This window comes from Pseudomonas sp. WS 5071, assembly GCF_012985765.1.
Taxonomy (GTDB): Bacteria; Pseudomonadota; Gammaproteobacteria; order Pseudomonadales; family Pseudomonadaceae; genus Aquipseudomonas; species Aquipseudomonas lundensis_A.
In genome coordinates this window covers 24036-45394 of the sequence record NZ_JAAQWY010000022.1, presented here as the reverse complement: position 1 = coordinate 45394, position 21359 = coordinate 24036, and the positions used below count along the sequence as shown (strand labels likewise).

General features: G+C 58.6%; 20 protein-coding genes. 7 read left to right on the top strand and 13 right to left on the bottom strand.

Features of this window, described 5'->3' with window-relative positions; genetic code table 11:
- Window positions 1–29 precede the first annotated feature (29 nt).
- The 5 genes from lnt to miaB all read right to left on the bottom strand — a co-directional run bounded on the left by lnt (window position 30) and on the right by miaB (window position 5447).
- Window positions 30–1553 carry an apolipoprotein N-acyltransferase gene (gene lnt, locus HBN61_RS14630; RefSeq protein WP_170047022.1) on the bottom strand — a complete coding sequence of 508 codons (1524 nt, stop codon included), beginning with the start codon at window positions 1551–1553 and terminating at the stop codon, window positions 30–32.
- Window positions 1554–1575: 22 nt separating this feature from the next.
- Window positions 1576–2415 carry a CorC family transporter gene (locus HBN61_RS14625; RefSeq protein WP_094992178.1) on the bottom strand — a complete coding sequence of 280 codons (840 nt, stop codon included), beginning with the start codon at window positions 2413–2415 and terminating at the stop codon, window positions 1576–1578.
- Between the two features lie 41 nt (window positions 2416–2456).
- Window positions 2457–2915, bottom strand: a complete 459-nt coding sequence (gene ybeY, locus HBN61_RS14620; RefSeq protein WP_169963980.1) for an rRNA maturation RNase YbeY — start codon at window positions 2913–2915, stop codon at window positions 2457–2459.
- A complete protein-coding gene (locus HBN61_RS14615) occupies window positions 2908–3927 on the bottom strand; it encodes a PhoH family protein (protein ID WP_094992180.1) in 1020 nt (339 codons plus the stop codon). The genes ybeY and HBN61_RS14615 overlap by 8 nt, the downstream gene beginning before the upstream one ends.
- A 191-nt stretch (window positions 3928–4118) precedes the next feature.
- A complete protein-coding gene (gene miaB / locus HBN61_RS14610; RefSeq protein WP_094992181.1) occupies window positions 4119–5447 on the bottom strand; it encodes a tRNA (N6-isopentenyl adenosine(37)-C2)-methylthiotransferase MiaB in 1329 nt (442 codons plus the stop codon).
- Window positions 5448–5579: 132 nt separating this feature from the next.
- Here miaB and HBN61_RS14605 point away from each other — a divergent pair, with 132 nt between their 5' ends.
- Window positions 5580–5906 carry a DUF1820 family protein gene (locus HBN61_RS14605; RefSeq protein ID WP_094992182.1) on the top strand — a complete coding sequence of 109 codons (327 nt, stop codon included), beginning with the start codon at window positions 5580–5582 and terminating at the stop codon, window positions 5904–5906.
- A 357-nt stretch (window positions 5907–6263) separates the two neighbouring features.
- A complete protein-coding gene (locus HBN61_RS14600; protein WP_170047021.1) occupies window positions 6264–7541 on the top strand; it encodes a hypothetical protein in 1278 nt (425 codons plus the stop codon).
- A gap of 3 nt (window positions 7542–7544) precedes the next feature.
- On the opposite strand, the gene HBN61_RS14595 is transcribed toward HBN61_RS14600, so the two are convergent.
- From HBN61_RS14595 to thiD, 4 genes are all read right to left on the bottom strand, one after another.
- Window positions 7545–8093, bottom strand: a complete 549-nt coding sequence (locus HBN61_RS14595) for a tetratricopeptide repeat protein (RefSeq protein WP_094992184.1) — start codon at window positions 8091–8093, stop codon at window positions 7545–7547.
- Window positions 8094–8317: 224 nt separating this feature from the next.
- Window positions 8318–9601 carry a glutamate-1-semialdehyde 2,1-aminomutase gene (gene hemL, locus HBN61_RS14590; RefSeq protein ID WP_094992185.1) on the bottom strand — a complete coding sequence of 428 codons (1284 nt, stop codon included), beginning with the start codon at window positions 9599–9601 and terminating at the stop codon, window positions 8318–8320.
- A 31-nt stretch (window positions 9602–9632) separates the two neighbouring features.
- A complete protein-coding gene (gene thiE / locus HBN61_RS14585; RefSeq protein WP_094992186.1) occupies window positions 9633–10256 on the bottom strand; it encodes a thiamine phosphate synthase in 624 nt (207 codons plus the stop codon).
- A gap of 17 nt (window positions 10257–10273) precedes the next feature.
- Complete coding sequence (thiD, locus tag HBN61_RS14580; protein WP_169963988.1) at window positions 10274–11071, bottom strand: hydroxymethylpyrimidine/phosphomethylpyrimidine kinase; 798 nt, start codon at window positions 11069–11071, stop codon at window positions 10274–10276.
- A 288-nt stretch (window positions 11072–11359) separates the two neighbouring features.
- Between thiD and HBN61_RS14575 the strand changes: the two genes are divergently transcribed.
- The 4 genes from HBN61_RS14575 to HBN61_RS14560 all read left to right on the top strand — a co-directional run bounded on the left by HBN61_RS14575 (window position 11360) and on the right by HBN61_RS14560 (window position 17731).
- Window positions 11360–13732: a hybrid sensor histidine kinase/response regulator gene (locus tag HBN61_RS14575; protein ID WP_170047020.1), complete on the top strand. Its 2373-nt coding sequence runs from the start codon at window positions 11360–11362 to the stop codon at window positions 13730–13732.
- A gap of 75 nt (window positions 13733–13807) precedes the next feature.
- Window positions 13808–15457 carry an acyl-CoA dehydrogenase family protein gene (locus tag HBN61_RS14570; RefSeq protein ID WP_169963993.1) on the top strand — a complete coding sequence of 550 codons (1650 nt, stop codon included), beginning with the start codon at window positions 13808–13810 and terminating at the stop codon, window positions 15455–15457.
- A gap of 90 nt (window positions 15458–15547) precedes the next feature.
- On the top strand, window positions 15548–17020 hold the full coding sequence (gene amn / locus HBN61_RS14565) for an AMP nucleosidase (protein WP_169963995.1): 1473 nt from the start codon (window positions 15548–15550) through the stop codon (window positions 17018–17020).
- 144 nt (window positions 17021–17164) lie between these two features.
- A complete protein-coding gene (locus HBN61_RS14560; RefSeq protein WP_169964094.1) occupies window positions 17165–17731 on the top strand; it encodes a pseudouridine synthase in 567 nt (188 codons plus the stop codon).
- Here the strand turns inward: HBN61_RS14560 and HBN61_RS14555 are convergent.
- Complete coding sequence (locus HBN61_RS14555; RefSeq protein ID WP_047273525.1) at window positions 17726–17935, bottom strand: DUF2788 domain-containing protein; 210 nt, start codon at window positions 17933–17935, stop codon at window positions 17726–17728. The two genes, HBN61_RS14560 and HBN61_RS14555, sit on opposite strands and share 6 nt — an antisense overlap.
- A gap of 105 nt (window positions 17936–18040) precedes the next feature.
- Window positions 18041–18520, bottom strand: a complete 480-nt coding sequence (locus tag HBN61_RS14550) for an Lrp/AsnC family transcriptional regulator (protein ID WP_047274261.1) — start codon at window positions 18518–18520, stop codon at window positions 18041–18043.
- A gap of 413 nt (window positions 18521–18933) precedes the next feature.
- Here HBN61_RS14550 and HBN61_RS14545 point away from each other — a divergent pair, with 413 nt between their 5' ends.
- A complete protein-coding gene (locus HBN61_RS14545; protein WP_170047019.1) occupies window positions 18934–19944 on the top strand; it encodes a DUF6515 family protein in 1011 nt (336 codons plus the stop codon).
- Here the strand turns inward: HBN61_RS14545 and HBN61_RS14540 are convergent.
- Both HBN61_RS14540 and pmcY read right to left on the bottom strand, forming a co-directional pair.
- A complete protein-coding gene (locus HBN61_RS14540) occupies window positions 19938–20831 on the bottom strand; it encodes a cation diffusion facilitator family transporter (protein WP_094992192.1) in 894 nt (297 codons plus the stop codon). The genes HBN61_RS14545 and HBN61_RS14540 overlap by 7 nt on opposite strands.
- 14 nt (window positions 20832–20845) lie before the next feature.
- Window positions 20846–21265 carry a periplasmic Zn2+ metallochaperone PmcY gene (gene pmcY, locus HBN61_RS14535; RefSeq protein WP_094992193.1) on the bottom strand — a complete coding sequence of 140 codons (420 nt, stop codon included), beginning with the start codon at window positions 21263–21265 and terminating at the stop codon, window positions 20846–20848.
- Window positions 21266–21359: the final 94 nt, after the last annotated feature.

Below are 21359 nucleotides of genomic sequence, written 5' to 3'. Positions count from 1 at the left end.
GTCGCTGACGGGCGGGTCAGGCGTGCGCGTCACACCGTCTTGGCAATCCGGCTGGTAATCAGGGCCCAGCCGATCAACACCCCGCACAGGATGATCAGCGGCCATGAACGCCATTGCAGGTACGGCGTGAGGTTGTGCATCGGTACGACTTCGCCGTACAGGATCCCCTGTTCGAACTGTGGAATTTGCGCCGTGATTTGCCCATAAGGGTTAATCAGCGCGGTGACGCCGTTGTTAGTTGCCCGGATCATCCAGCGGCCGGCTTCGAGGGCGCGCATCTGTGCCATCTGCAAATGTTGCAGCGGACCAATCGAGGTGCCGAACCAGGTGTCGTTGCTGATGGTCAGCAGCACATCGCTCTTGGCCGCCAAACGGGCGGCGAACTCCGGGTACACCACTTCGTAGCAAATAAACGGTGCGATCTGATAGCCCTTGGCCTGCAGCAATGTCTGGTCCGCAGGCCCGCGAGCGAAATCGGACATCGGCAGGTCGAAGAAAGCGATCAGCCCGCGCAACACATCCTGCAACGGCACGTATTCGCCAAACGGCACCAGTTTTTGTTTCAGGTACGTGCCATCCGCTTCGCCCACGGCTGTGATGCCGTTGAAGAGGCGCGGTTCATGGCGTACTTCCTGACGGATCGGCACGCCGGTTATTAGCGCTGAGTGCCGATCGGCAGCAAAGCGGCCCATCATCGACAGGTAGCCTTCGGCGTTTTCCTTGAGCACGGGAATCGCGGTTTCAGGCCAGACGATCAGATCGACCCGTTTGGAGTTGAACGTCATGTCGCGGTACAGGGCCAGTTGTGCATTCAACTGCGCCGGGTCCCATTTCATGCTTTGTTCGATATTGCCCTGAATCGCCGCCACGCTCAGCGGATCGCCCGAAGGGCTGGTCCATGCATGGTGCTTGAGGGCCATGCCGATGCACCACGGGCCGACCAGCAGCACGGTACCCGCCGCGATGAAAGCTTTGCGTTTAGCCTGAATCAGGCGTGGCAGGTTGCACAGCAAAGCGGCGGTGAGCGCCAGCGTAAAGGAAATCAGCCACATGCCGCCCAGCGGCGCAAGCCCGGCCAAGGGGCCATCGAGCTGGCTGTAACCGGAGTAAAGCCAGGGGAAACCCGTCAGGAACCAGCCGCGGAAGGCTTCTTGCATTACCCACAGTGCGGCGAAGGCCAGTGTGTCAGCCAGCGGCGCTTCGTTGCGGCGAATCCAGCGTGCCCATAACCATGCGGGCAAAGCGAAGAACCAGGCAATGGCGGCTGTGAATGCCAGCATCAGCAGGCCCGCCAGCATTACCGACGCGCCGCCAAAGTTGTGAATGCTGTAGTAGATCCAGCTGGTGCCCGCGCCAAACAGCCCGAAGCCAAAGCACCAGCCTCGGCCTAGCGCATGGCGAGGCGACAGGTCACGCAGGCCGAGGTAGAACAGGGCCAGGGCGACCAGTGCCAGCGGCCAGATGTCATAGGGTGCCAACGCCAGGGTGGTCAGTGCGCCGGCTACCACAGCCAGCAAGTTACCGGGCCAGCCGGGGGAGGTTATCCAGCGCATTTCAATCCTTGGTATTGGAGGTTTAGCGGGCGATAGGCGTCAGGCGAATCAAGTGAATACGGCGGCTGTCAGCATTGAGGATGCGGAAGCGGTATGGGCCGATTTCAGTGGTTTCGTTACGTTTTGGCAAGTGCCCGAACGCACTCATGACCAGACCGCCAACGGTGTCGAACTCGTCGTTGGAGAAGTCGCTGTCGAAAAACGCGTTGAAGTTTTCGATAGGGGTCAGGGCCTTGATCAAGAAATCACCGCTTGGCAGCGGCTTGATGTAGCTGTCTTCTTCGACATCGTGCTCGTCTTCGATGTCGCCGACGATCTGTTCCAGAACGTCTTCAATCGTTACCAGGCCGGCCACGCCGCCGTACTCGTCAATGACGATGGCCATGTGGTTATGGTTGGCCCGAAACTCACGTAACAACACGTTAAGGCGCTTGGACTCGGGAACAAACGTCGCCGGACGCAGCAAATCCTTGATGTTGTACTTGTCGCCGTTCTCTTGAAGGATCAGCGGCAGCAGGTCTTTGGCCAGCAACACGCCGAGCACGTCGTCGTGGCTTTCGCCGATCACCGGATAGCGCGAGTGCGCAGCGTCGATGATCGCCGGGAGAAATTCGCGGGGTGTCTGAGTCGCCTTGATGCTGATCATCTGCGAGCGCGGCACCATGATGTCCCGTACTTGCAGGTCAGCCACTTGAATGGCGCCTTCGACGATGGCCAGCGCTTCGCTGTCCAGCAGTTTGTTCTGATGTGCTTCGCGCAGCAGCTCAAGCAGCTCCTGACGGTTTTTCGGCTCATGGGCAAAGGCCTGGGTCAGCTTACCCAACCACGACTTTTGCCCGTTGCTCGATCGGTCTTCGCTCATAGCGATTTACTCGTATCCCTTGGTAGTTTCAGTGGTGTTAATCAGTTTTCGTCGTCTGCATACGGGTCAGGATGACCCAGTTCCGCTAGCAACGTTCGTTCCAGTGCTTCCATTTCTTCTGCTTCGTCATCGTCTATATGGTCGTAACCCAGAAGATGCAAGCAGCCATGAATCACTAGATGGGCCCAATGGGCCTCAAGTTCCTTACCTTGTTCAGCGGCTTCGCGCTCAACCACGGCGACACAGATCACCAGGTCGCCAAGTAGCGGGATATCGAGGAATTCGTCGGGTACATCGGCCGGAAAAGACAGCACATTGGTGGCGTAGTTTTTACCGCGCCATGTGTTGTTCAGTTCACGGGCTTCCTCTTCGTCCACCAGACGGAGGGTCATTTCCGAGTCGGCGGTGCGTTGGCGCAAGGCCAGTTCGCACCACTGGCGGAACTGGGCTTCGTCCGGCGTGCAAGCCTCGGTCGCCCTTTGCAGGTCAAGCTCAAGCATCGTGGCGGTAATCCTTGGCGGCTGGCAGAGCGGCCAGTTTGTCGGCAGCTTCCTGCTCGTAGCGGCCATAAGCCTCTACGATGCGTTGCACAAGCGGATGGCGCACGACGTCTTTGGACTGGAAATGCGTAAAGCTGATGCCCGGTACGTCCTTGAGCACTTCAATGACATGGTTGAGCCCGGATTTGGTGCCTTTAGGCAGGTCGATCTGGGTGATGTCACCGGTGATCACGGCGGTGGAGCCAAAGCCGATACGGGTCAGGAACATCTTCATTTGCTCGACAGTGGTGTTCTGGCTCTCGTCGAGGATGATGAAGCTGTTGTTCAGCGTGCGGCCGCGCATGTAGGCCAGTGGCGCGACTTCAATGATCTGGCGCTCGATAAGCTTGGCGACGTATTCAAAGCCGAGCATCTCGTACAGGGCGTCATATAAAGGGCGCAGGTACGGGTCGATTTTTTGCGACAGGTCGCCAGGCAGGAACCCGAGCTTTTCACCCGCTTCGACCGCCGGGCGGACCAGCAAAATGCGCCGGATTTGCTCGCGCTCAAGGGCGTCCACAGCACAGGCCACGGCCAGGTAGGTTTTACCTGTGCCAGCCGGTCCGATACCGAAGTTGATGTCATTGCCCAGAATTTCTTTGACGTAGCGCTGCTGATTGATCCCTCGAGGACGAATCATGCCCTTTTTGGTGCGCAGCGAAACGCTGGGATCGGCCACGGGATTGCTGGCCAGGTCTTCGACGGCAGATTCTTGCAGGAACAGATGCACCATGTCCGGCGAAAGCTCGGTCGCTTTGGTTTCGCGGTAAAGACGGCGCAGCAGGTGTTCTGCCGAAGAGGTGATTTTGGGGTCGCCGATCAATTCGAATTGATTGCCGCGGTTGCGGATTTCGATGGCCAGACGCTGTTCGATCAAACGTAAATGCTCGTCGAAAAGCCCGCACAGATTGGCGAAGCGGCGAGCCTCAAAAGGCTCGAGGAGAAAACGATGTGGTTCGATGGGTGCGTTCAAAGTCGTTTTTAGCCGCCCTGAGGCAATTGAGATGGTTTGAAGGATAACGCTAGCAGGTCATGGACGAAAGGGCTTACTGATACCACGTAAAATCTGTAGTCGCTGACGCCCGCTGTGAGTGCGCGCAAGGCGTAAGCACACCTTTAGCATCGAAGGCCGTGAGGATCTTGGGTCAGCGACTACAAATAGGTTCAGTTCAGCAGCGAGCCCCGCAGCGAGTGGGGTTGAGCGGCATCGATATGCACATCGGCAAACTGGCCAATCAACTGCGGGTTATCGCAGCGGAAGTTAACGATGCGGTTGTTCTCGGTGCGCCCTTGCAGTTCGCCGGGGTCTTTTTTCGAGTAATCCGTCACCAGAATCCGCTGGACGGAGCCCACCATTTGTCGGCTGATCTCGAAGCCTTGCTGGTTGAGGCGATGTTGCAAAGCATTCAGACGCTCCTTCTTGCGCTCTTCTGGCGTCTCGTCAGCCAAATCGGCGGCCGGGGTGCCCGGGCGTTGGCTGTAAACGAAGGAGTAGGAGAAGTCGAAGCCGACGTCTTCAATGAGCTTCATGGTTTGCTCGAAGTCTTTTTCTGTTTCGCCCGGGAAGCCGACAATAAAGTCCGAACTGATGCAGATGCCCGGCACGGCTGCCCGCAACTTGCGCAGCTTGGACTTGTATTCCAGTGCGGTGTGGTTGCGCTTCATTGCCGACAGAATGCGGTCCGAGCCCGATTGCACCGGCAAATGCAGGTGCTTGACCAGTTCCGGGACTTCAGCGTGAGCCTGGATCAGGCTGTCGGAGAACTCCAGCGGGTGTGAGGTGGTGTAGCGAATACGCTCGATCCCGTCGACGGCAGCCACCACGCGGATCAGCTCAGCCAGATCGGCCAGACGACCGTCTTCGGTCAGGCCGCGATAGCCGTTCACGTTTTGTCCGAGCAGCGTCACTTCACGGACGCCGTTTTCGGCCAAGTGGATTACTTCGGCCAGTACATCGTCGAATGGTCGGCTGACCTCTTCACCGCGGGTGTAAGGCACCACGCAGAACGTGCAGTACTTGCTGCAGCCTTCCATGACCGAGACATAGGCGCTTGGGCCATCGATGCGCGGTTCCGGCAAATGGTCGAATTTTTCGATTTCGGGGAATGAAACGTCGACTTGCGGCAGCTTGGTGATGCGCGCCGCATCAATCATTTCAGGCAGGCGGTGCAGGGTCTGCGGACCGAACACCACGTCCACGTATGGGGCGCGGTCCCGGATCGCCGCGCCTTCCTGGCTCGCCACGCAGCCGCCGACGGCAATCACCATTTCCGGATTGGCCAGTTTCAACTCGCGCCAGCGGCCCAGTTGCGAATAGACCCGGTCCTGGGCACGTTCGCGGATGGAGCAGGTGTTGAGCAGGATCACATCAGCGTCTTCGGCGCGCGCCGTGACTTCCAGGGCCTGATGTTCACCCAGCAGATCGACCATGCGTGAGCTGTCGTACTCATTCATCTGGCAACCGTGGGTTTCGATGTAAAGCTTCTTGGCCATGGGTGTTCATCAAGTGGTTCAAAGAACCGCGCATTATAGGGGGCATGGCCGTTGCTTCCTAGCGCTGTGCGTCTGGAGGCTATGCTATAGTTCGCGCCCTCTTTTATACCTTCAGATGTTTACCCGCCCACCATGACCAAACGTGAAGCTCCAATCTACAAGGTGATTTTCCTCAACCAGGGACAGGTGTTCGAGATGTACGCCAAACAGATCTATCAAAGTGATCTGTGGGGTTTCCTGGAGGTAGAAGAGTTCGTCTTCGGTGAGCGCACGCAAATGGTCGTCGACCCGAGTGAAGAAAAACTCAAAGCTCAATTCGAAGGCGTGGTGCGCAGCTTTGTGCCGATGCATTCGATCGTGCGCATCGACGAAGTAGAACGCCTGGGCACGCCGAAAATCAGCGAAGCGCGGGGCGTAGGCAATGTGATGCCGTTCCCGTTTCCGATGCCGGAGAAGTAAAGCTTCTGCTGGAATGGCAGCTCCCTTCCTCTTGTAAAGCCTGGGCGCTTTCAATGCGTCCAGCGTCGGTGCAATCGAATACGAAAGCAATTTGCAGCGGATCCTGTGTAACGGGTGGATATTAATGTTCGCCGTACAAGGAGCGGCCGGTTGAGTTGTTATATAAGAATATGCCTATTGATATTTAGTACTCGTCCGGCGGGATTATTTATCGCTGTGACGCTGTTTGAGCCTATTCTTCGATTGTCTGTTGCCTGGTCGTTGTTTGGTCTTCGCACTGTCAGTGTTTAGTGTGGTGGCTCTCAGAGTGCTTTGTTAAACGTCAACGCAAAATGATCGCTGCATGGGGTGTCGAAGATGCGCTATGAAGAACACATGCGCCGCGCCTTTTTTTCTCTCACCGTTAGCCGGTTTACACCTTATTGCGGCATTACTTTTTTACTCGCTATGGTGGCCCATAATCAGGAAAGTGATTTGGCATTTGTCGCGTATGTGTTGGCTGTTTACTCAGTCGTGGCGGTGATGATCTCTATGTCCCTGGCAGCAACGGGTAATTTAATTGCCGGGCATGTCGATAGCCCACTCGAAAAAAAGAATCTCTTCCGTGGAGGTTTCAGTGCCTCAATAGTGATGGCCTCTTTGGCGCTCATTATTAGCTGTGCGATTTACAGGCTAGCGGATTATTTGCCTGGTGCTCGCATGGGGGCTGATAAAGTGGCAGCGTTATCCTCTATCTATATAGGGGCCATTCCTCTATTGGTTATAAATACGTTTCTTCATTTTTTCCATGAGGCAAGTGGCGCTGCACGACGGTGCTCGATGATTAAGGCGGGTGTAACAGTTTGCGCGTGCGCGTATTTGTGTGGGGTGTTATATGTCGTTAAGGGCGACTCTTTTATCTATTGGGCGATGGGGTATTTTTTGCTGAATGAAACGCTATTGCTGATCGCTTTGCTGCGATTGTCGACACGGCGTGAATTTGGTTTCTCACCCCTTTACTGCAAACGCACTATGAGGAATGTCGCGGTGCTGGGTATACCTATAGCACTGGGGATGGCAGGGCAGAAGTTGTATTTTTTCTTATTGAATGAAAGGTTGGCGGGCTTGATGTCAGTGCTGGTGGCTCAGTTGTCGGTTTATATGTCAATGATCGGTTTTGTCATGATTCCTGTTATTGCTTACTGTCAGGCACACAGTCTTTATATCAGTCGGTATGCTGAGAAAAGTTCGGGTTCCTATATAAAAGGTCAGCTAGGGTTGATGGTCGTGATGGTGGTAGTGCTTGGCGGGTTGTTGATGGCAGGCGACACGCTTTTCTTTTGGGTGGGAGGGGAGGTGGTGGTATTTGATCGTGAGGCCTTTCTGTCCACCAGTGCCCTTTTTCTTACGGCCTCAGTCCTTTCCCTCAGCACGTCTCATCTGCGCGGGCTATGCGACACCCTGGCGCCTCAACTCATGATGAATGTGGTGATGCTAAGTGTGTTAGTGCCGATCATTTACTTCGTCAATGCGGGCTCTGCGGATATCCATTTCTATCTTCGATTGCAAAGCGCAGGCCTTCTTGCAGGATTCATACTCCTTCAGTTACGTATCCGGCAGAAACACCTAAAAATCCTCAAGCCAAACACCGCTTGAACCTCAAGGCAGCGGTGAAAACGGCGAGCGGGCGTCCGTTGATTGCAGTTCCATCAGGTACTTGCGGAAGATCTGTCCCAGCACCTGGGTCGCGGTCTCGAGCTGGTCGCGCGGCATTTGCTCGGCCACCTCGTCGGCGGTGTCCAGCGCATCTTCTGCGCCGTTCACGGCCGCCATTTTCAGCACGATGTACGCCTGAATATTGTTGGCCGGTACGCCTTCACCCTTATAGAACATGGTGCCCAGTTTGAACTGAGCCATGGCGTGGCCTTGCAGCGACGCTTGTTCGAAGTAGCTGAGGGCTTGATTGAGGTCGCGCTTGGGGTTGTTGACGTCGTAGTAGAACTCGCCCAACTCGTATTGGGCTTCTGCATCCCCGTTTTTCGCAGCTTGTACGCACGCGCCAAGCGCCTCTTCCAGATTCTCTGGCTGAGTATTGAGGGTGCAGCGACCCATCGCCGGGATCAACAACGAGTTACCGCCTGCCTGAGCAAGCAACGGCTGTAGGAGCAACAGGCAGCCCATTGCAAGGGCGCGGCCGGTGCGGTTCATGGGAATCGACGTACCTCTGAAAGACGGGCGGGCCCGACCAAGGGATGTATAGGCGCGCATTATGAAATAAGCCGAGGCAACCTTACAAAGTCTTTACTCGTTTTTCTGCTGCGCGAACGTGATATCGGTTGATTTAAGACGATTTTGGACGAGTGGGTTAAAAGATCAGTGCATTACGGACATAAAAAAACGACAAGGGCCACAACCCTTGTCGTTTTTGCGGATCACTTCAGTGCGGCGAATGCGCGTTCTGCGGCGTCCAGGGTCAGCTTCAATTCGGCCTCACCGTGGGCAATCGAGGTGAAGCCCGCTTCAAAGGCACTCGGCGCCAGGTACACGCCGCCTTCGAGCATCAAGTGGAAGAAACGCTTGAACAGGTCGGCGTCGCTGGCCATGACGTCGTCAAAGGTGACGATGTCGTCCGCGCCGCTAAAGTACAGGCCGAACATGCCGCCTGCCTGGGTGGTAACGAATGGAATGCCCGCAGCATCCGCACGTTGTTGCAGGCCATCGAGCAAACGCGTGGTGAAGTCAGTGAGTTCAGCGTGGAAGCCAGGGCGGCTGATCAGGCGTAGCGTGGTCAGGCCGGCAGCCATGGCCAACGGGTTGCCCGACAGGGTGCCAGCTTGATAGACCGGGCCCAGTGGCGCGATGCATTCCATGATTTCGCGCTTGCCGCCGAAGCAGCCCACCGGCATGCCGCCGCCGATGATTTTGCCGAAGGTGCTCAAATCAGGTGTCACGCCGTAGTGCGCCTGGGCGCCGCCGAGTGCGACGCGGAAACCGGTCATCACTTCATCAAAAATCAGCACCACGCCGTGCTTGTCGCACAGGCTACGCAGGCCTTGGAGGAAACCCGGTGCCGGTGGCACGCAGTTCATGTTGCCCGCCACGGGCTCTACGATGATGCAGGCCACGGTGTCACCGACGTCTGTCAGCAGTTTTTCCACGGCGTTGATGTCGTTGAAGGTGGTGGTCAGCGTGTGCTTGGCGAAGTCGGCCGGCACGCCGCCCGAGCTCGGGACGCCTTGCGTCAGCGCGCCTGAGCCGGCCTTCACCAGCAGGCTGTCGGAATGCCCGTGGTAGCAGCCTTCAAACTTGAGGATGTTGTCGCGGCCGGTATAGCCACGCGCCAAACGGATGGCACTCATGGTGGCTTCGGTGCCGGAGCTGACCATGCGCACCATCTCCATCGACGGCACGATGGCGCACACCAGATCCGCCATTTCAGTTTCCATGGCTGTCGGGGCGCCGTACGACAGGCCGTGCTCCAGTTGCGCACGCACGGCGTCCAGAACATCCGGGTGGCTGTGGCCCAGAATCATCGGCCCCCACGAACCCACGTAATCCACGTAGCGTTTGTCGTCTTCGTCCGTTACGTAGGCGCCTTCGGCGTGTTTGAAAAACAGCGGGGTGCCGCCGACGCTCTTGAAGGCCCGTACCGGCGAGTTCACACCGCCGGGAATGTGTTTTTGAGCGTTGGCAAACAGGGTTTCGGAACGAGACATGGTGGGTTCTCTCTGAATCAGGATTCGGTAGTTAACGTGACAACAAATCGTTGAACGCACGGGCGCGGCGGGTAACAGCCTGCGCCGTTTCGGCGCCAAACAGGCCGTGCACCACGGCCAGCAGGTCTGCGCCATGCTCGACCAGTGGCGCAGCGTTCTCGAGGGTAATGCCGCCGATCACGCAAATCGGCAGAGTGAGCTGCGCACGCGCCTTATCGAGAACTTCCAGCGTTGCGGTCGGCGCGCCGGGCTTGGTGCTTGAATTGAAGAAGCGCCCAAACGCGACATAACTCGCGCCTTCTTTGGCGGCCTGTTGAGCCAGTTCGATCTGACTGTGGCAGGTCGAGCCAATGATCGCATTTCGGCCCAGCAAGGCGCGGGCCGGGGTGAGCGGGCCGTCGGTTTGACCGAGGTGCACGCCCACTTCCAGTCGAGCCGCCAGTTCGGCGTCATCGTTGATGATCAGGTGTGCTTTATAGCGTTCGCACAGATTGCGCAACGCCTCTGCTTCGCGCAGGCGGCGGGCGTCATCCGTACTTTTGTCGCGGTATTGCAGCAGGGTCAGGCCGCCATCAAGAGCGGCCTCCACGTAGGCCAGGAATCTGCCTGCAAGCAGTTGGCTGTCAGTGATTGCGTAAAGTCCGCGCAGTTTCATGGAGCGAGCCTCTTGAGTTACGAGCAGAAGTCCAGTGGCAAGCGGCGCGGCACAAATTGCCCCTGCCCCAATTGCTCGGCATCACGCAAGGTGCGCCATGTGTAGTTGAGCGCGGTTTCAACCGCGCTGACCAACTGCTCGCCGATGGCCAAACGCCCCGCGAGGGTGCTGGCCAGCGTGCAGCCCGAACCGTGATAACTGCCAGGTAAGCGATAGCAAGTAAACGTATGACGACTGCCGTCGCGGCTGTACAGGCGGTTATGCACTTCGTGTTCATCGCCGTGCCCGCCGGTAATCAGCAGGTGCTTGCAGAACGGCAGGAGTTTTTCTGCGCACTCGTCGGCGCTGCCCTCGGGCAGTTCGGCCAAAATGCGGGCTTCGGGCAAGTTAGGCGTGGCGATCGTGGCCAAGGGCAGCAGGCGTTCGCGCATGGCGAACCCCACTTCGTCCTTGCCCAGACGCCCGCCACCGCCTGCGCGCAGCACCGGGTCGCAGACCATCGGTACCTGCGGATGGGCCTTGAGCAGCTCGACGACGGTGTCGACCATTTCTAAAGAGCCGAGCATGCCGAGCTTGAAAGCGGCCACGTTGGAGTCGCTGAGTACGGCAGCGGCTTGCGCCAGCACCCACTCACGGTCCAGCACGCGGAAATCGCTGACGTTAACGGTGTTCTGCACAGTCAGGGCAGTGACCACCGGAGCGGCGTGACAACCTTGAGCCAGCAGGGCTTCGATATCTGCCTGCAAGCCGGCGCCACCACTGGGGTCATGGCCGGAGAGACAGAGGACAACAGGGCGAGAGCTGTAGATATTCATGGTGCGCGAGCTTACCACCAAACCGTTTTTGCGGGCGGCTCGGGGTGTGGCGATTTTTCTTACATCAGTTTCGGTAAAAACTACCGTATCAGATTGTATTTTTTCATTCGAAAAATCGCTGTGAAGCGTGGTCTAGACGCTCTGCAATGAATGTTTACGTGATGTGTATTTGCCATCAACTGCTGTGCTAGAGTGACCCTCAAACGAATAACAGGTAATGCTGGTTTACGTCGTCTCAAAGGGAAAGGAGGCCCAAAGACGCAATCGGGCAGGCCATTTTGGGGCTGTATGCGCTATTTTTTTATTTTCTTGATGGGCTGGCTGCCAGCGCTGGCCAGCGCGATCACCTTCGACGAAACCACTCAACGCCTGCCCTTGGGCCGTGAGATGCACGTCTATGAAGATGTGGCCGGGCAAGCGACCATCGCTGATATCGTGGCCCATCCTGAGCGTTTGCAACCCCATACAAAAGACACCTTGAACGCGGGCTACTCGCATTCAGTGTTCTGGCTCAAAGTCGATTTCAACTATCAGCCGCACGACCCGCAAGCCAGCACCTCATGGCTGCTGGAGCTGGCTTACCCGCCGCTGGACCACATCGACCTTTACCAACAAAACGCTGCTGGTGCATTCGAACTGACGCACAGCACCGGCGACGCAATGCCGTTTGACAGTCGCCCGGTCAAAGAAAACAACTACCTGTTCGAGCTGAATTTCTCCCCGGGCCAAACCCAGACTGTGTACTTGCGTCTGGCCAGCGAAGGCTCAATCCAGGCCCCGTTGACGCTGTGGTCCGCCAAGGCTTACCTCGAAGACCAGCCCGTGCGCATTTACATCCTTGGCCTGATCTACGGCGTGCTGCTCGGGATGCTGGTGTACAACCTGTTTATCTACATCAGCGTGCGCGACACCAGCTACCTCTATTACATCTTCTACATTGCCTCGTTTGGCCTGTACCAACTGTCGGTCAATGGCGCCGCGGTGCAGTACTTCTGGCCTGACAACCCGTGGTGGGCCAATGCGGCGACCCCGTTTCTGATCGGCTCGGCCGCCTTTTTCGGTTGTCAGTTCGCGCGTACCTTCCTGCACACTGCCAGCCACAGCCGCTGGCTTGACCGGGCGCTGATGCTGTTGATGGGGATTGGTGCGCTGGTCATGGTGCTGGCACTGACCACCAGTTATGCGATCTCGTTGCGGTTGGCCACAGGGCTGGCGCTGGCCTTTATCTTCACCATTTTTGTTGCCGGGATTGTGGCCTGGTGCCGTGGCTTGCGGGTGGCGCGTTATTTCGTCATCGCCTGGACCGCTTTTTTACTGGGTGGGCTGGTCAACACCTTGATGGTGCTGGGCTACCTGCCGAATGTGTTCCTCACCATGTATGCCAGCCAGATCGGCTCGGCGATTGAAGTCGGGCTGCTGTCGCTGGCGCTGGCGGACCGGATCAACGCCATGCGCGATTTGCAGGCACGCACCCTGCAGGAGTCCGGGCAAAAACTGGCTGCGATGAACCAGCAACTGGAGCGCACCAACCAGCTCAAAGATGAGTTTTTGGCCACTGTGACCCATGAGCTGCGGACGCCCATGAATGGCGTAATTGGCTCACTGGAGTTGATCAAGACGCTGGACATGACGCCTGAACTTGAGCTGTACACCCACACCGCGCAAGGCTCGGCCAAAGAAATGATGGGCATGGTGAATGGCATTCTGACATTGACCGAGCTGCAAGCGGGTCGCCTCAGTGCCTGTACCGAGCGTTTCAGTCTGAGCGAGCTGTTGCAGGGCTTGCACGAACAGTTCAGTCCCAAAGCGCACGTCAAAGGGCTTGCTTTCACCCATGAGGTGGCCCGCCATCTCCCGGATCTGTGGCTGGGCGATGCCGCGAAGATCCGGCAGTGTCTGGAGTGCCTGCTGGATAACGCCATCAAGTTCACCCACAAGGGTGGTGTAGTGCTGCGCGTGACGGGCAAAACCGCCGGGCCGGGGCGCTGGAGTCTGGCATTTACCGTGATCGACAGCGGCATCGGGTTTGTCCACCAGGAAGAAGCCGAGCTGTACCAGCATTTCTTCCAGGTAGATGGCTCCATGACCCGGGAATATGGCGGTTTGGGCATTGGACTGGCGATTTGCCGGCGCTTGGTTGAGCTGCTGGGCGGCCGCCTGACTCACCATTCGCAACCGGGGCAGGGTTCGCAGTTTCAGCTGTCCCTGGAGATGGAGTCGCCGCTGGAAACAGCGCAAGTCCTCCAGATGCCGATGCGTTTACCGGGGCAATACGTCGTCTTGCTGGTGGAGGACAACCACGCCAACTCAGCGGCGTTGCGCGGCATGTTGCTTAAATTGGGTTACCGGGTGTTAACCGCAGAAAGTGGTCAGGTGGCGATCGACACGTTGCGCCGTGAGCGTGTCGATGCGGTATTGCTGGCGTGCCCGTTCAGCCACGTGTCCGGCTCGTCCTTGGGCAGCCAGCTCCTGACACTGGCCGCGTGCGCGCGGTTGCCGGTGCTGGCGCTGTTTGAGTCCGAGGCGGCTGCTCAGCATGCACGGACGCAGGCCGAAGGTATTACCGATTTCCTGATCAAGCCGCTGCGTTTCGAAGACCTGCAACAGGCCCTGGTACAGCGGCTGTTAGCCGGGCATGAGGACAAAAGCGTCGATTTTTAGGCGCTTATGCCCCTTGTGAAGGTGGCGATGCGTGCTTCACTGGCTCCATTGGCATGATTCCCAGGAGCCCGCGCAATGAATCTTCATCAGTACGCCGAAACCCACGAAGTCACCAACCAGCCGCCCTCACTGGACGGCGTTAACCTGTATCGCATTGATCAGCCGCTGCAAGCCTGGGGGCAGCGGTTTGGCGCTGGCTGGGCGCAATCGCGCATCGATGAATACGGCGCCCTGGCCGGTGGCCCGTTGATGACCGCGGGCTTTCTGGCCAACGAAAACAAACCGGTGTTTGTCAGCCATGACCGTTTTGGTCATCGTATCGATCTGGTGGAGTTTCACCCCGCGTATCACGAGCTGATGCGCACCGCGATTGAACATGGCCTGCCGTCGTTGCCCTGGACTGACCCGCGCCCCGGTGCCCACGTAGCCCGGGCGTCCATGACGTACCTGCATACCCAGGCCGAAGCCGGCAGTGGTTGCCCGCTGACCATGACCTTTGCCAGCGTTCCGGCGTTGCGTTTGCAGCCGGATGTGGCGCAGATCTGGCTGCCCAAAGTACTCGCAACCGAATACGACCCGCGCAACGTCGACATCAGCCAGAAGGCCGGTGTCACGCTGGGCATGGCCATGACCGAGAAACAGGGTGGCACCGATGTCCGCGCCAATACGACCCGTGCCTTTGCGGTCGGCGCCCCGGGGCCGGGGCAGGCCTATGAGCTACTGGGCCACAAATGGTTTTGTTCGGCGCCTATGTGCGATGGTTTCCTGACGCTGGCGCAAACTGACAAGGGGCTAAGTTGCTTTTTACTGCCGCGCCATCGCCCGGACGGCACCCGCAACGCGTTTTACATCCAGCGCCTGAAAAACAAGCTCGGTAACAGCTCCAATGCGTCCAGCGAGGTTGAGTTTCGCGGGGCGCTGGCCTGGATGCTGGGTGAAGAAGGGCGTGGGGTACCGACCATCATCGAGATGGTCGCCATGACCCGGTTTGATTGCATGGTGGGCTCCAGCGCCTTGATGCGTCAGGCATTGACCCAGGCCAGTCATCATTGTGCGCACCGCAGGGTGGGCGGCCGGGTGCTGGCGGACCAGCCGTTGATGCAAAACGTGCTGGCGGACCTGGCGCTAGAAAGCGAAGCCGCACTGGCCTTGAGTTTGCGCATGGGCCAGGCACTCGATCATCCCGACGACCCGCAGCAGGCGAAGTTCTCGCGTCTGGTGACCGCCGTGGGCAAGTACTGGATCTGCAAACGGGCGCCCGCGATGATCAATGAAGCCGCCGAATGCATGGGGGGCGCGGGGTATGTCGAGGACAGCATTCTGCCGCGCCTGTACCGCGAAGCCCCGGTCAATTCAACGTGGGAGGGCTCGGGTAACGTGCAGTGCCTGGATGTGTTGCGCGCCTTGTCCAAAGAGCCGGGAGTGCTGGATGCGTTGTTCTTGGAACTCGGTGACGGGCATGGCGACCGGCGACTGGCGCAGCACATCGTGCAGCTCAAGACGGCGTTCATGGACACGGGTGACATTCAATACCGGGCGCGGCAACTGACAGAAGACATCGCGTTGGGGCTGCAGGCGAAATTGCTGCTGGAAGCTGGAAACAGCGACGTGAGTGACGCCTTCATTGCCAGCCGCCTGCAAGGCAGCGGCCGAACCTATGGCGCCTTGCCTCGCGGGTTGAATGTCGCGGCCATTGTGGCGCGGTCAACGCCGCACGTGGGTTGATTGTTTGGTCACGGCCTTCGCAACCTGTAACGGGCTGTGTTTTGCTCAGTGATGCAGGCAAGATAACGGCCTGCCCGTTCAGAAGACAGGATGCTTATCGTGACTGAAGCTTTTATTGTCGTCTCCACCGCTGAAGAGGCTGTCGACCGCCTCGCGGCCTTGCATGAGCGCGCGACCACGGCGTTAAGCCTGGCACTCAAGCGTTATCTCAAAGACCGTATTGAGCCGTCTGCCGAAGAGCGCGCCTTGTTTCGTTACCCGGAACTGCGCTTGACCTACCGCTTCCATGGCGAAGTGCCTGCAACCACGCGCGCGTATGCCAAGGTGCAATTGCCTGGCACCTACAGCGTGACCGTCACCCACCCCGCAGCGTTCCGTAATTACTTGCTGGAGCAGTTGGTGCCGCTGATGCGCGATTTCACCGTTGAAATCGAAGTGGGCGTCAGCCAGCAAGACATCCCTTACCCCTACGTGGTTGAACAGGGCGATGAACTCGCCGGCTCTGGCGTGACCGCCGCCGCGCTGGCCCGTGTGTTCCCGAGCACCGATTTGTCGGCCGCCACGGATGGCATCGCTGACGGCCTGTATGACTGGGAAAACACCGACCCATTGCCGCTGGCGCTGTTCGATGCCGCCCGCGTCGATTTCTCGCTGCGGCGTCTGGTGCATTACACCGGCAGCGACTGGCGCCATGTTCAGCCATGGATTTTGTTGACCAACTACCACCGCTATGTCGACCAGTTCATCCTCCACGGCCTTGAGCAACTGCGCGATAACCCGCGTTTTGTGCGCATGGTTCTGCCGGGCAATGTGCTGATCGAAAAGTCCATGGATTACGGCGAAGCGCAGGCGATCGCGGCCGGTGTGGTGTGGCACCGCTACCAAATGCCGGCGTATCACTTGCAGGCCAGCGATGGTCATGGCGTAACCCTGGTGAACATCGGCGTCGGCCCTTCGAATGCGAAAAACATCACCGACCATTTGGCGGTTCTGCGTCCGCACTGCTGGCTGATGATCGGCCACTGCGGCGGTCTGCGTCAGTCGCAGACCATTGGCGACTATGTGCTGGCCCATGCCTACATGCGCCGCGACGGCATTCTTGATCGCGTGGTGCCGCCGAACATTCCGATCCCGGCCCTGGCAGAAGTGCAAATGGCGCTTCAGGAAGCCGCGGCGCAGGTCACCGGCGAGCATGGCGATGAGCTGAAAAAGCGGTTGCGCACCGGCACTGTGTTGACCTACGACGACCGTAACTGGGAGTTGCGCTGGGCGCAGGAGCGCCCGCTGATCAACCTGTCTCGCGCTGTGGCTGTGGACATGGAAAGCGGCACCATCGCCGCGCAAGGTTACCGTTTGCGCGTTCCGTATGGCACGTTGCTGTGCGTCTCGGACAAGCCGTTGCACAGTGAAATCAAATTGCCCGGTTCGGCCAACGCGTTTTATGAGCGTGCTGTCAGCCAGCATCTGAAGATCGGCATTGCCGCCGTGGACTTGATGCGTAATCAGTTGCACGCATTGCATTCGCGCAAATTGCGCAGCTTCGACGAACCGCCGTTCCGTTGATCGGTGATGGTCATTTAGCGATCAGGCGGCTAGCATTGCCCGCCCTGATCGCTAGATGTCCGGTTTGCCATGTCCCGTCCTGCTCGTCCCGCCCCACGCCGTCCGGCGTCTAAAAGCCCTCAAGCACACACCACCGGTCGTCGGGTGGCCAAGGCGCCACCTGCTGAACCCAAGCTGTACCTGTTCAACAAACCGTTCGATGTACTGACGCAATTCAGCGATGAAGGCGGGCGGGCGACGCTCAAGGACTTCATTCCCATCCCCGGCATTTACCCTGCCGGACGGTTGGACCGGGACAGTGAAGGTTTGCTGCTGCTGACCAATGATGGCCAGTTGCAAGCGCGGATTGCGGACCCGAAACATAAGCTACCCAAGACGTATTGGGTGCAAGTGGAGGGCGAACCGACCCCGGAGCAGTTGCAACAGCTGCGCGAAGGGGTGGTGCTCAACGATGGCAAGACGCTGCCAGCCGAGGCGCGGGCTCTTGAAGAACCGCAGTTATGGCCGCGCAACCCGCCCGTGCGTTTTCGCAAAAGCGTGCCCACCGCCTGGCTGGAACTGGTGATTCGCGAAGGGCGTAACCGTCAGGTCAGGCGCATGACCGCCGCTGTCGGTTTACCAACGTTGCGGCTGGTGCGCGTGCGTATTGGCGACTGGAGCATCGAGGGGCTGGAGCAGGGGCACTACAGGGAAGTACCGGCACGGCTATAGCGCGCCAGACTCAATCAAGCCGATCACCACACTTTTGATGATGAACGCGGCCACGCCCAGGCCCAATACGAAAAACAGGATAAACGAGCCGAAGCGCCCGGCTTTGGACTTCTTCGCCAGATCCCAGACGATAAAGGCCATGAACATGATCAGGATGCTGACCAGAATCGTCATCATCCACTCTTCAAATACGGCAGGATCCATCAGTGTTCTCCAGCGTCATCGGGGGTGAAAAGCCGAGCGAGTATACGCCAATGCCCGCTGCGGATATTGACCTGTAGCGGCTGGCGAGCAGCGGTCAGGCACGGTTTACGTCCGCAAATGCGTGAGCGGCAACTCGGTGCTGTTAAGCACCTGATTGAGCACAAAGCTCGAACGCACGCTGGTCACGCCCTCGATCCGGGTCAGATGCCCCAGTAGCAGCTGTTGATAGTGGTCCATGTCCGGCACCACGATTTTCAATTGATAGTCCGCGTCAACCCCGGTCACAAGGCTGCATTCCAGCACTTGCGGCAGGCTGCGGATGGCGGATTCAAAGTTCTCGAAACGCTCCGGGGTGTGACGGTCCATGCCGATCAGTACGTAAGCGGTCAGGCTCAACCCCAGCTTTTTACGGTCCAGCAACGCGACCTGACGCGAGATGTAGCCATCGTCTTCAAGTTGCTTGACCCGTCTTGAGCACGGCGAAGGCGAGAGGCCGATGCGTTCGGCCAGTTCTTGATTGGAGATGCGTGCATCACGCTGCAATTCCGCCAAAATACTCAAGTCGTATCGGTCGAGTTTGCTCACGAAGTAACCCTTTGTCATAACTATTGCGTGAAAGTATCCACCTTAAGTCAAAAATTGCGCAAGTAATGTTTTATTGAGCAATCTTCGCAATCGTGTGCCGTCTCTACAGGCCTATGCTTTACACCAGAATCACTGCCCGGACATAGAGTCCACTGCGGCCCGCCGAATCAGGCCAGCCGCGGCCGCCAACCCCACAGGGTTGCCCCGGCCCCCGGGCTACGCACTGTCCAGAAGACGGCGCGAGGTGAGCCAACACCACACGTGTTGAGCCAGGACGAAAAAATTCAAAGGGCGGCCGACGGGTCGCCCTTTTTTATGCCCAAAAATAAGTGCCGGACCTGCTAACCTGCCGCCGAACCGGTTCCCGGATTTCCAGTCTTATGCGTACGCCCCAACCTGCAGTGAGGAACATCATGAAATCGCGTTTCTGGCGTTTGGCTGTCGTCAGTGTGCTCAGTGTCGGTGTCAGCGCTCAGTTGTTGGCTGATGAGCGGGGCGAAGGCAACCCTCAGCAAGGTCGTCCCGGTGGCGGTGAGCATCGCCCTCAAGGGCAAGGGGGCCAAACCCCTTCGCGACCGGAACACAATCAGCAGGCTGGCGGCCATGGCCAGCCGCAAGGTGGCCAATGGCAAAGCCGTCCTCAAGGCGAAAACCCGCAAGTGCGCCCGTCACCGCCCGGCAATCACCTGAGCATCCAGCCACGGCCTGATGCCGTGCAGCAGACTCAGCCTCCACGGCAAGGTCACTATCAGGATATTCCGCGCCGTCCCGGCGACTATTCCCAGTGGCAAGGACACTCACGGCCCAACGACGGCCCAAACCCCGGCTTCAACAACGGGCGTCCCAATGGCCACCCTTGGCAGGGGAGGCCGGACGGGCATGGCAACGGCTGGGGAGCGGGGCCGCAGTATCGGCCCGGCTATATAGTTGATCGCTTCCCCGACCGTCATTGGCAAGTGCCTTACCGTGGGCAGGACTATTTCTACTCTGGCGGTTATTGGTACCGCCCCCACGGCCCGCGTTACGTCGTGGTGCAGCCGCCCTACGGGATTCGCGTAGGTTATTTGCCCGATTATGCGCGTGAAGTGTGGATTGGTAGCTCGCTGTTATTTCTCGCAGCGGGTGCCTATTACGCCTATCAGCCCGCAACACAGGACTACATCGTGGTGCCACCCCCTGCGCCCGTCCCCGTGGCCGCGCCGCAACCGGTGAGCAACGGCTACGACGTCGTGGCGTATCCCGCCAATGGCCAGACACCGGCGCAAGTGGATCAGGATCGCTACGACTGTTACCGCTGGGCCGTGGACCAGAGCGGCTTTGATCCGGCCCGCGTCACGTACGCGCCTTCACCTGCGGTGGTGCAAACCTACCGGCAGGCCCAGGGCAACTGCCTGAGCAGTCGCGGTTACCAGGTCACCTACTGATCGTTGGGTTTGACCACTTCCTGCGGGTCGGCGTGCACCAGCACTTCGGCCTGTGGATAAACGCTTTCGATTGCCTCGGCGGCGCGGTCACTGAGGCCATGAGCCACTGAGAGCGACAGTTCGCCCGGTAACTCCAGGTGCAATTGCACGTACCAGATGTTGCCCGAGATCCGCGTACGCAGGTCATGGGCGCCGAGGACGCCAGGCACGCTGCACGCCAGTGCCAACATGCGCTCGCTGACTTCTGTCGGTAACTCTTCATCCATCAACACGGAAAAACTCTGACGGGCGATTTGAACCGCGCTCCACAGGATATAAGCCGCAATACCCAGACCAAACCACGCATCCAGTTGCGGCCAACCGAAGCTGGCCATCACCAGCGCGACCAAAATACTGCCATTGAGCAACAGGTCGGAGCGGTAATGCAGTGAGTCGGCGTGCACCGCGTTCGACCCGGTGGCCTTGACCACCCGGTGTTGCAACGCCAGCAGCGCCACGGTCATTACCAGCGAGAACACAATCACGCCAATGCCGATCCATGGTGCGCCAATAGGCTCGGGGTTTTTCAGGCGCTCGATGGCCTGGAACGCAATCAGCACGGCGCTCACGGCAATAAACAGCGCCTGAGCCATCCCGGCGAGGGACTCGGCCTTGCCGTGGCCGTAGCGGTGATCGTCGTCGGCAGGGCGCAAGGCGTAATGCACGGCCAACAGGTTGAGAAACGATGTCACGCCGTCCAGCAACGAGTCGGTCAACCCGGCCAGCATGCTGATCGAGCCGCTTAGCCACCAGGCGATGGCCTTGGTGACGATCAAAATACCTGCCACTGCCACCGATGCGCGGGTGGCGAGGCGTAACAGGCGTGCGTGTTCCGTGCTGCTGGTCATGAACGTTCCTTGTGTCAGGCGGCGGGGGCAAGGCCGTAAAGGGCCAATTGCTGCACGCTGCCTGTGTGCTGGATCAGGCGCGGATCGTTGAGTGGAAAGCTGCCGCCCAGTTCACGTTCCAGGAGGGTTTGCAGCTTGCTGTTATCCACCTTGCCGTCCGCGCCGATGGCTTCTTGCAGTTTTTCCGGGGCGATCTGCGCGGTCTTGCCTGGCGGGAAGTAAATCGCGCCGGTGGCAAAGTCGACGCCAAAGGCAATCAGGCCCGGGATCACATAAAACAGCAAGCCCACGGCATCCAGCACGGCAATCATCGGATCGATCTTGCCGTCGATCTGACCCCGGCGGTCAGGGAAGAAAATACTGCCGCAGGCAGTCAGTTGAGTGAACAGGGCTGCAATCACAACGCCACCAATCACACGCGAAGACATACGCATAGCAAAACCTCATAAACGTTGAAGGGCCAAACCCAACACTAAGACGGTGCTTAATGCCGAACTGTTCGCCGTTATACTCGCCGCACTGTTCTGG

Bases quoted from the DNA above. Each gene is read 5' to 3' on its own strand.
- HBN61_RS14570 (WP_169963993.1), top strand. From the start codon at position 13,808: ATGAATCTTCATCAGTACGCCGAAACCCACGAAGTCACCAACCAGCCG.
- pmcY (WP_094992193.1), bottom strand. From the start codon at position 21,265: ATGCGTATGTCTTCGCGTGTGATTGGTGGCGTTGTGATTGCAGCCCTG.
- HBN61_RS14545 (WP_170047019.1), top strand. From the start codon at position 18,934: ATGAAATCGCGTTTCTGGCGTTTGGCTGTCGTCAGTGTGCTCAGTGTC.
- HBN61_RS14540 (WP_094992192.1), bottom strand. From the start codon at position 20,831: ATGACCAGCAGCACGGAACACGCACGCCTGTTACGCCTCGCCACCCGC.
- HBN61_RS14595 (WP_094992184.1), bottom strand. From the start codon at position 8,093: ATGAACCGCACCGGCCGCGCCCTTGCAATGGGCTGCCTGTTGCTCCTA.
- thiD (WP_169963988.1), bottom strand. From the start codon at position 11,071: ATGAATATCTACAGCTCTCGCCCTGTTGTCCTCTGTCTCTCCGGCCAT.
- thiE (WP_094992186.1), bottom strand. From the start codon at position 10,256: ATGAAACTGCGCGGACTTTACGCAATCACTGACAGCCAACTGCTTGCA.
- HBN61_RS14625 (WP_094992178.1), bottom strand. From the start codon at position 2,415: ATGAGCGAAGACCGATCGAGCAACGGGCAAAAGTCGTGGTTGGGTAAG.
- HBN61_RS14600 (WP_170047021.1), top strand. From the start codon at position 6,264: ATGCGCTATGAAGAACACATGCGCCGCGCCTTTTTTTCTCTCACCGTT.
- hemL (WP_094992185.1), bottom strand. From the start codon at position 9,601: ATGTCTCGTTCCGAAACCCTGTTTGCCAACGCTCAAAAACACATTCCC.
- lnt (WP_170047022.1), bottom strand. From the start codon at position 1,553: ATGCGCTGGATAACCTCCCCCGGCTGGCCCGGTAACTTGCTGGCTGTG.
- HBN61_RS14605 (WP_094992182.1), top strand. From the start codon at position 5,580: ATGACCAAACGTGAAGCTCCAATCTACAAGGTGATTTTCCTCAACCAG.
- ybeY (WP_169963980.1), bottom strand. From the start codon at position 2,915: ATGCTTGAGCTTGACCTGCAAAGGGCGACCGAGGCTTGCACGCCGGAC.
- amn (WP_169963995.1), top strand. From the start codon at position 15,548: ATGCTTATCGTGACTGAAGCTTTTATTGTCGTCTCCACCGCTGAAGAG.
- HBN61_RS14555 (WP_047273525.1), bottom strand. From the start codon at position 17,935: ATGGATCCTGCCGTATTTGAAGAGTGGATGATGACGATTCTGGTCAGC.
- miaB (WP_094992181.1), bottom strand. From the start codon at position 5,447: ATGGCCAAGAAGCTTTACATCGAAACCCACGGTTGCCAGATGAATGAG.
- HBN61_RS14575 (WP_170047020.1), top strand. From the start codon at position 11,360: ATGCGCTATTTTTTTATTTTCTTGATGGGCTGGCTGCCAGCGCTGGCC.